The 9,079-nt window shown below is 60.0% G+C and carries 7 protein-coding genes, 1 tRNA gene and 2 pseudogenes; 1 reads left to right on the top strand and 9 read right to left on the bottom strand.

Translation table 11 applies throughout. From position 1 onward, the window contains the following. Positions 1-43 precede the first annotated feature (43 nt). Positions 44-120, top strand: a tRNA-Met gene (locus BKP54_RS31815). A 276-nt stretch (positions 121-396) separates the two neighbouring features. Here BKP54_RS31815 and BKP54_RS31810 read toward each other — a convergent pair. The 9 genes and pseudogenes from BKP54_RS31810 to lysA all read right to left on the bottom strand — a co-directional run bounded on the left by BKP54_RS31810 (position 397) and on the right by lysA (position 8,943). Further along, entirely contained in the window at positions 397-873 is a 477-nt protein-coding gene (locus BKP54_RS31810) for a hypothetical protein (protein WP_245317973.1), read from the bottom strand. A 140-nt stretch (positions 874-1,013) separates the two neighbouring features. After that, the gene (locus BKP54_RS31805; RefSeq protein ID WP_084815478.1) at positions 1,014-1,427 is read right to left on the bottom strand and encodes a hypothetical protein; all 414 of its coding nucleotides are present in this window, start codon (positions 1,425-1,427) and stop codon (positions 1,014-1,016) included. Further along, positions 1,381-1,896: a L,D-transpeptidase family protein gene (locus BKP54_RS31800; RefSeq protein WP_084815477.1), complete on the bottom strand. Its 516-nt coding sequence runs from the start codon at positions 1,894-1,896 to the stop codon at positions 1,381-1,383. The genes BKP54_RS31805 and BKP54_RS31800 overlap by 47 nt, the downstream gene beginning before the upstream one ends. Before the next feature lie 24 nt (positions 1,897-1,920). Further along, positions 1,921-2,802 (bottom strand): ABC transporter ATP-binding protein, encoded by an 882-nt coding sequence (locus BKP54_RS31795; RefSeq protein ID WP_280951695.1) that lies wholly within the window; start codon positions 2,800-2,802, stop codon positions 1,921-1,923. An 89-nt stretch (positions 2,803-2,891) separates the two neighbouring features. Next, complete coding sequence (locus BKP54_RS31790) at positions 2,892-3,890, bottom strand: ABC transporter ATP-binding protein (RefSeq protein WP_084815475.1); 999 nt, start codon at positions 3,888-3,890, stop codon at positions 2,892-2,894. A 10-nt stretch (positions 3,891-3,900) separates the two neighbouring features. Beyond that, positions 3,901-4,725 (bottom strand): annotated as a pseudogene (locus tag BKP54_RS31785) (ABC transporter permease); the annotation flags it as partial. Between the two features lie 62 nt (positions 4,726-4,787). Continuing rightward, a pseudogene (locus tag BKP54_RS31780) lies at positions 4,788-5,724 on the bottom strand (ABC transporter permease). Positions 5,725-5,858: 134 nt separating this feature from the next. Then, positions 5,859-7,445, bottom strand: a complete 1,587-nt coding sequence (locus tag BKP54_RS31775; protein ID WP_057217336.1) for an ABC transporter substrate-binding protein — start codon at positions 7,443-7,445, stop codon at positions 5,859-5,861. A 106-nt stretch (positions 7,446-7,551) separates the two neighbouring features. Next, the gene (lysA, locus tag BKP54_RS31770; protein ID WP_084815474.1) at positions 7,552-8,943 is read right to left on the bottom strand and encodes a diaminopimelate decarboxylase; all 1,392 of its coding nucleotides are present in this window, start codon (positions 8,941-8,943) and stop codon (positions 7,552-7,554) included. Positions 8,944-9,079: the final 136 nt, after the last annotated feature.

The raw sequence follows: 9,079 nt of genomic DNA, 5'->3' as shown, positions 1-9,079 counted from the left end.
GGTTTACGCACCGGATAAACCGCATAGCGGTTTACCGAGATGGCGCGGGGTGGAGCAGCCCGGTAGCTCGTCAGGCTCATAACCTGAAGGCCGCAGGTTCAAATCCTGCCCCCGCAACCAAATCAAACAAAAGCCCGCGAGACCGAAAGGTTCGCGGGCTTTTTGTTTGTCTCGTAACGGCGCTTCGAGTTGAGCGCCTCGAAAGCGACGCGCAACCAGGCGTGAGCCGACGAAACGGCACAGAAATGACAAATCCAGAACGCGAAACCAACTCTGTGTTTCGGCCGTCGGGAGTGAAAGTGCCGGTCATTCTGCCATCAGGCCCGAACCGCACGGCGACACCAAGAAATTGATCGACGATATCATCAAGGCCCTGCACGCGGCAGGCTTGTGCGATCACCGAACGCGTTGGTAGCTGATCTTTCGTGGGAGCCAGCAGCCGACGGTCAGGTCGGTCACGATACCGCCTGCGTCCCGATGGGCCTGAACCGACCAATCGCCAGGCGGGGCAGCGTCCATCAAGCGCCTTGTCGTTATGATCCAGATTTCGTCGGAGAGCGGATATATCGACTCCATCGGACCAGTGCCCAACATGCCTTCGAAGACCGCGTAGGTGGCGCAGTCGCGGGTCTCGATCCCGAGATAGGCTTCCAGCTCTTCCGACCAATAGCGTCCAGCAATCCCGCCTCCGTCGGCCCATTTGACAGGGGGAAGGAGGCGGGCGACCACGTCTAGGTTTTCGCTCTCGCGGCGCATGACCTTCCTTTTGAAGCGTGAGCCCTGGTCATGGGCGACACCGTCTGCGGTGACCATAACTCCTGCCGCCGACGGCGCATAATGGAGCTTGACGCCGGGCGGATCCTGAACGGTTATGACAACCAGCCCTTGTTCGTCATTCAGTCAAAGTCCGTCCCAATCTTCGGCGTGGACAGGCTGGGGACTGGTAACGCGGCCGGTAGCCGCGTCCAGAAGGGCTGTGGCGGCCGAGAGTGTGCTGGTGTCATGGTTGAACATCAACACCACCGAAAGCCGCTCCGCCGCCGCGTGCAGCCACTGAAGCCGCGCAGACCGCTGCCAAGATCGGTCACCTTGATGCCGCCGACGTCATCCCGGCGCAGGCCATACCCGTAGCTGGCGGGAGATCCGTCGCGAAAAGTCACCGGGGCCGACAAGCGGTTGTAGCGGCAGCTCGGGTCGTCGATATGGGTTTCCCAGGTCTGCATGTCGTCGAGCGAGGCCGCAATACCGGCATCGCCGAACCCGTGGACGCCGTTCTCAGCCGACAGGAAACCGTCGTCGTTGCCCTCCGTGAGAGTAGGCAGCCCATGCGCGCGCGGGATGGGAACAGGTGCGGGTGTCTGAGATGGCTGCTGACCGAGATCATGCGGATCGACGGTGAAAGCACAGATGCGAGGTAGGTTCGGCAATTGCCAGAAAGGCGAGCAGATCCTCTTTCGAGAGCGCGGCGCAACCCGCAGTCGGCGAATAGGTCGGTCGGGCGACATGCAGAAAGATCGCGCTGCCCGCGCCGGCGACCGGCGGGTCGTCATTGTGTCCCAATACGACAACAACGTCATAGAGATCGTCCTGTCGCCAAAGCTCTTCATGGCTCGCGGCGAAGGGTAGCTTCACCTGGCGATTGTAGTCTGGGTGCGAGGGGGCGTCGCACCAGCCGTCCAACCTGTCGATCTCATGGCAGGGGAACCGCGTTGTCGGCTTGGCCATCCGGTCTGCCCGGTAGAAAATCTGGCGGATCGGCCAACGGCCCACGGGGCTGACGCCATCGCCCTCGACCTTGTCTGTATGCAAGCCGCCGCGGCCAACGGCGCAGCGCCAGCGTTTGTCTCCAAATGTGGCCTGCCAGCCGTCCCCGTCTTGCGAAACGATCAGATCCACGCTCAGCTCCTTCCTTCTTGAAATTCACAGACCCAGGGGAAAATGACACGCGACTGGCCGGCCGCCCTGATCGGACAGGGCCGGTTCCTCCGTCCTGCAGATCGCCTGAGCGTAAGGACAGCGCGTCTGAAATCGACATCCGGTCGGCAAGTTCATCGGGCTCGGAATGTCGCCGACCAGCAACGGCTTTTCGCGGTTCCGCTGATGTGGATCGGCGCGCGGAACCGCCGAAATTAGAAACATCGTGTAGGGGTGACGCGGATTGGAAAATATCTCCTCCGTCGTGCCGACCTCCACCATCCGCCCCAGGAACATCACGCCGACGCGGTCAGCGAACTGGCGAACCACGCTCAAATCGTGCGTGATGAACAGATAGGTCAGCTTCAGCTGTTCCTGAAGATCGCGGAGCAGGTTCAGCACCTGCGCCTGAATCGAGACGTCCAGCGCCGAAACGGCCTCGTCGCAGACCACGAATTCAGGGCTGTTGGCGAGAGCGCGGGCGATGCCGATGCGCTGCCGTTGCCCGCCGCTGAACTGATGCGGGTAACGGCGCAACAAGGTTCGCCGCAGCCCGACCATGTCGAGCAGTTCGCCGCAGCGTTCCTCGATCTGGGCCTCTGTTCCGAAGCGGTGCGTGCGCAGCGGTTCGGCCAGAATGTCCTTGATCCGCATCCGGGGATTGAGCGAGGCAAACGGGTCCTGAAAGACGATCTGGAGCTTCTTGCGCATCGCCCGCATCGCTGCATCGTTCAGCGCGTGAAGGTCCTGGCCGCGATACCGCACGGTGCCTGCGGTCCGGTCGAGGAGCCGCAGCATGACACGGCCAAGCGTGGTCTTGCCGCAGCCCGACTCGCCCACCAGCGCGAATGTCTCTCTCTCGTAGATATCCAAACTGACGCCGTCCACGGCACGGATCACCTGATCCCGTCGGCCGAAGAAACTTGTACCGATAGGATAGTGCTTGCTAAGCTCGTCGGTTGAGATGAGGACTTCGCTCACAGCTTTCCTCCCTGTTTGTCGTGAAGCCAACAGCGGGCCTTGTGACCATTGCCGAGATCCGTCAGTTCGGGTTGGTGCACCCGACAGATGGGCATCGCGTCCCCGCATCGGGGATTGAAACGACAGCCCGTGGGAAGTTTGGCGAGGTTGGGCACCACACCCGGAATGCTGTTCATGCGTTCCGCCGAGCGCTTTTCCGTCGCCTTCGGGATCGATGCGAGAAGTCCGCGCGTATAGGGATGCGATGGCCGGTCGAAGAGGTCGAAGACGTTGGCTTGCTCGACGATTTGGCCCGCATACATCACGTTCACCTCGTCGCACATCTCTGCGATGATACCGAGATCATGGGTGATCATGACGATCGCGGTGCCGACCCTGTCGCGTAGCGCCATCATCAGCCGCAGGATTTGCGCCTGTGTCGTCACATCCAGCGCGGTCGTCGGCTCGTCCGCGATGAGAAGCTTCGGTTCGCAAATTAGTCCCATGGCGATCATCGCCCGTTGCCTGAGACCGCCCGACAGCTGGTGCGGATAGACGTCGAGACGCGCCGCAGGTTCCGGTATGCCCACCGTTTCGAACATGTGCAGAACCTTGTCGCGGATAGCACGCCGACAGAGATCCGTGTGAATCGAAAGAGGCTCTCCGACCTGCTGGACCATGGTTCTCACCGGGTTCAGGGATGTCATAGGCTCCTGGAACACCATCGATAGTTGACGGCCGCGGTTGCGCCGCAGTTCTTCGGCGTTCAGCCGTGTCAGGTCGGTGCCGTTCAGCATAATGCTGTCGGCGCTTACCTTTCCCTGGGGGGATGCCACCAGCCCCATCAGCGACAGCGCCGTCACGCTCTTGCCGGAGCCGGATTCTCCCACCAGACCCACAATTTTGCCACGGCCGACGTCGAACGACACGCCGTCGACAACCTTGACGGAGCCGCGCTGGGTCTGGAATTCCGTGCGCAGGTTGCGCACGCTTAACAATATGCTCTGATCTGTCATCGCAGCGCCGCTAGTCTTTCATGTAGGGATCGAGCGCGTCGCGCAGCCCGTCACCGACAAAATTGAACGCCAGCACCGCGACCAGGATTGCCACCCCCGGAATGATCGCGACCAGCGGTGCCGAGAAGAGGTATTCCTTGCCCTTTGCCACTAGCAACCCCCAGCTCGCTTCGGGTGGCTGGACGCCCACACCGAGGAAGCTGAGGCTCGATTCCCACATGATCGCCTCGGGAATGCTGAGCGAAAACAGGACGATCAGCGTCGGGATGACATTGGGGAAGAGGTGGCGAACCATGATCGTCACTTTGCTCGTGCCGTTCGCGCGCGCCGCCTCGATGTATTCCTTCTCCTTGAGGGCGAGCGTTTGGGAGCGCACGACCATCGCCACACCTGCCCAGCCGACGAGGCTCAACGCGATGAAGATGTTGAAGAGGTTTGCGCCCAGCGTGTACATCACGACCATCGCCAAGAGCAGCGACGGGAAAGCGAGCATGGTATCGGCTAGGCGCATGATGAGGACATCGGTCTTGCCTCCGAAATATCCGCTGATGATGCCCATTACGGCCCCGATCACCAGAGAGATGAAGCTCGGCACGATGCCGACGACCAACGAGATCCGAGCGCCATAGAGAATCCGTGTCAGAAGATCCCGGCCAAAATTGTCTGTCCCGAGCCAATAGGTGGTGGACGGCGGCAAGAACTGTTCGTCCAGCGCGACGCGGTAGGGATCGTGGGGGCTGATAAGCGGAATAAAAATCGCAACGAAGACCAGAGCGCCGACCAGGATCAGCCCGATCACCGCCATGCGGTTTCTGCAAAAGACCCTGACCGTCTCACGAAAGAAGCTGTCGCTCTCGCTCGTATCGGCAAAGTCTTCCGTTGTTTCGGAAAATTGCGTCACTTCGATCCTCCCTTCATTTGGTATCGAATGCGGGGGTCGAGAACGGAGTAGAGAATATCGGCAATCAGATTCCCCATAATGACAAGGGTAGTCGCAAAGAGGACCGACCCTTGTAGAAGCGGCATATCGCGTGCCTGAATGGCGTTGACGGAGATGCGGCCGACGCCGGGAATGCCGAAGATCGCTTCGGTGATGACCGCGCCGGACAGAAGGGTGGCAACCTGGATCGCCATGATAGCCACCACGGGAATGAGCGCGTTCTTGAGTGCATGCCGCTGAATTACCAGGATCTCGCGAAGGCCTTGCCCGGGCCGTTCGGATATAGTCAAGGCGCATCACTTCCAAGAGGCTGGATCGAGTCAAACGGGCGATCACGCCTGCGGAGCTCCACCCCAGAACCATGGCGGGCATGATCACATATTCGAAGCCGTAGAACCCCGACACCGGCAGCCATTTCAGTTTCAAGGCGAAGATGTACTGCATCAGCAGGGCGGACCAGAAGATCGGCATCGACACGCCCAGAAGCGAGAAGCCCATGAAGAAATGGTCGAGCTTGGAGCCCCGCCGAACCGCCGACAGAATCCCCACGGGGATGCCGATGACCCAGGAAACGATCGCCGCGCTGGCCGCGAGGAGAAGCGTATTCGGGAAGGCGTGGAGTATGAGTGTCGTCACGTCCCGGTTGAGCTTGATCGACACGCCGAGATCGCCCTGCAGCGCGGCGAAAAGGAACCTGAAATACCGCGTGAGCAGCGGATCATCGAGGTGCATCTGGGCACGTACGCGGTCGATCACGTCGGCGCTCGCATGTTCCTTCATCATCAGCGCAATGGGATCGCCGGGGATCACATTGAGCATGATGAAAAGCAACGCCGTGATGGCGATCAGAACGGGGATCGAAATCGCGATGCGCTTTATCACGAAGATAAGCATCGAAAGAAATCTTTCATTGGGTCTCACTGAGGCGAGAGCTGCAAGGAGATACCTGCCAGAGAAGGCGCACTGGCGACAAGCGCGCACTCAGATGGGGCGGGCACCGATGAACAACGCCCGCCACCTCGAATGCCTTATTCGACTTCCATCTTATAGTAGCTCATGTCGCTCCAGCCGTTCCACGGCACCACGAAGTTCTTCACCCGCGGCTGGACGACGTAGGCGTGATCGAGGCTGAACATCGGCACCCAGGCCGCGTCTTCCTGCACGATCCGATCGGTCATCTTCTGATAGAGTGCGCAGCGTTCCTCGGGATTGGTCATCGACCGTGCCTTGTCGAGAGCCGCGAAGACTTCAGTATCGTTGTTGTTGTAACCACGAACCGCTGTCCCGCTCTTGCTGAAGAACGTGTAGAAGAAGTTATCCGGATCGTTGAAGTCAGCGGACCAGTTTTGCGTGTAGTTGTCGACCGTCCCGGCCTTGCGGCTCGCAAGATAGGCCGACTCGTCCATCGTGTTGATCTGGACGTTGAAGCCGGCTTCCTTAATCTGGGCCTGAATGATCTGGTTCATGTCAGACCATTTCGAAGACCAGCTGCTGACCTGCGCAAGCTTGATGTCCACGCCGTTGGGATAACCCGCTTCGGCCAGAAGTTGCTTGGCCTTGCCCGGATTGTATTCGATCGGCGTGGCGGCGGCGTAGCAGGTAAGGCCACGCGGCATCACGCCGTTTTCAACCATGCCCTTGCCGTAGAAATTCTTCTGGAGAATTTCCTCGCGGTTGATGGCCATCTGGAATGCCTTGCGGACGCGCACGTCGTCAAAGGGCTTCAGCGCCTGGTTGATGTGATAGTAGTACATGCCGACGCGCGGACCCGCCCGGACCTGGCCCTTCCACTGATCGCTGCTGGTGAAATAAGGCAACTGCGTCGGAGCGTAGTCAACGTCGAAGACGTCCAGTTCGTCAGATTCAAAGAGAAGCCGCAAGGTTTCCGAATCTGCGACAACGCGGATGATGATCTGGTCGAGCTTGGGACGACCACGGTAGTACTGGTCGTTGGCTTCGAGAACCTGATTGTCGTTCAGATTGTATTCCGTCAACTTGAACGGACCAGTGCCGTTGGTCGTTTCAGGCGTGAGACCGTACTGGTCGCCCAACGGTTCGGTGAACTTCCGATTGTAGATCGAGGCGGCCGGGGCGGCCATAAGGGCGGTGAAGGCCGCGTAGGGGTCGCGCAGAACGATCTTGACAGTGTATTTGTCTACCGCCTGCAATCCACGGACGGTGGTGGCCGTTCCGTCCAGACGCTCCCTGGCGCCATCGACGAAGTCGAGAATATCGGTGCTGAGGGCCTTGGTCTTGGGGTCGAGCATCCGGTCGAAGGTGTAGACGACGTCATCGGCCGTCAGTTCCTCGCCATTGTGGAAAAGGACTCCCTTGCGCAGATGGAACGTATAGGTCTTGCCATCCTCCGAAACTTCCCAGCTCTCGGCGAGGCCGGGCACCAGCTTCGATTGGCCGGGGCCGCTCGTTTCCGCTTCGATAAGCCGGTCGTAAACATTCAGCGGCAGGGTGTAGAAATCCTGCGTCATCTGCACGTCGACGGTCTTCGGATCCTCTTGGTAGGCGATCCGCAATACGTGATCTGCCGCCAGTGTCGGCGAGGCCAGGGCAAGCGTGACCAGCCCCGTCGCCATTAGAAATTTGACCTTATTAAGCATTTGTCCGTCCTTCTTCCTTTTTCTTGGTTCCCCGTCCGGGTCGACGTGCACGACGAATGTCGCCGCGTGCCTCCCCGACTGTTCCGTTTCCGGATCAGTTTTCAGTTCAGTTCGTGCCGATTGTCACCGGCGTCCTGAGCGCCCCGTCCGAGACCGGTTGAGCTGACCTGGTCGCTTCCTGCCCTTCCGGAACGGGAAGCTGCCACCTTCCCGCTTGCTCGAGCCTCAGCATCTCGCTGATATTTTGCCTACGCCGTATCGTCCGGAACCGGCTGCCCTCCACGAGTACCTCGGCCACGAGATCACGGGAGTTGTAGGTCGAGGCCATCGACGCGCCATAGGCGCCGGCGCAATCGAACGCCAGCAGATCGCCCGCGCGCATCTCGCCAAGCCTATTATACGTCCCGAATTTGTCGGAGCTTTCGCAGATCGGACCCACGAGGCTGTAGCGAGGGGCGGCCCGATCCGTGCGCGGCTCGTGAAGAGTTAAAACGGGATGCTGCGCGTCGTAAAGCGCCGGACGCATCAGGTCGTTCATCCCGACGTCCAGGATGGCCATGGCCCCGCTTTGCATTTCCTTGAGGTAAAGAACCTCCGTCACCAGTAATCCCGCCCGTCCGACCAGCCATCGACCGGGCTCCACAGTCAGTTGGCAGCCAAGGTGGCCGACTGTCTCGGCGATGATTGCAGCATATTCTGCGATGTCGGGACCCGGAGTGTCGTCCGAGGCGATGCCTATCCCGCCGCCAAGATCCAGACGCGGCACAACCAGTCCTCTCCCGCGCATGAACATTACCAGCTCGGCCATTGCCGCAAAGGCACGTCGGAACGGCGACATGTCGTGAATTTGCGATCCGATGTGAACGGCGACGCCCAACACCTCGAGTTCCGGCATCGCCGCTGCCTCGGCATAGAGGTCGGCTACATCGCCGATCGGGATTCCGAACTTGCTGTCCTTGGTTGCCGTCGTGATCTTTGCGTGTGTCTTTGCATCGACGTCGGGATTCACGCGAAGCGTGATCGGCGCGCGCTGGCCAAGTCCTCGAGCAACCTCGGCCACTGCGGTGATTTCAGCTGCCGACTCGACGTTGATCTGGTGGATGCCGACCTCAACTGCGCGGGCAATCTCGGCGCGCGTCTTTCCAACCCCGGAGAAGATGATCTTCGATGCCGGCACTCCCGCGGCGAGGGCGCGCTCAAGCTCTCCGCCGGAAACGATGTCCATGCCGCAACCAAGTTCCGCCAGCAAGCCAAGCACGGCGATGTTGCTGTTGGCCTTGACCGCGAAACAGATCGAAACGCCGATCGGGTTAACGGCAGACGCGAGATACTTGTACGCCGATCGGATGGCATCTGCGGAATAGCAGTAGAAAGGGGTCGGCACGGCCCTTGCCACGGCGCTTAGACATACATCCTCGATATGCAGGCCGCCAGCCTGATAGACGAGCCACTCCCGGTCTTTTCCCAGGCGATTCGGCGATTCCGTATGGTTTGTCATCAGCCCATCACGAATAATTGCATCAGCGGTTCCTAATGAGCGGATGATTCCAGACCTCGCGATGCTTGGGAAATAATTGCTAAGGCCGTCTTATTCAGATTTGATATGCAAATTGCTGGAACCTCGACCGGTCAAC

The sequence above is a fragment of the Ensifer sp. 1H6 genome, from assembly GCF_001976035.1.
Classification (GTDB): domain Bacteria; phylum Pseudomonadota; class Alphaproteobacteria; order Rhizobiales; family Rhizobiaceae; genus Ensifer; species Ensifer canadensis.
The sequence above is the reverse complement of the archived record's forward strand: the minus strand, read 5'-3'. Positions and strand labels throughout refer to the sequence as shown.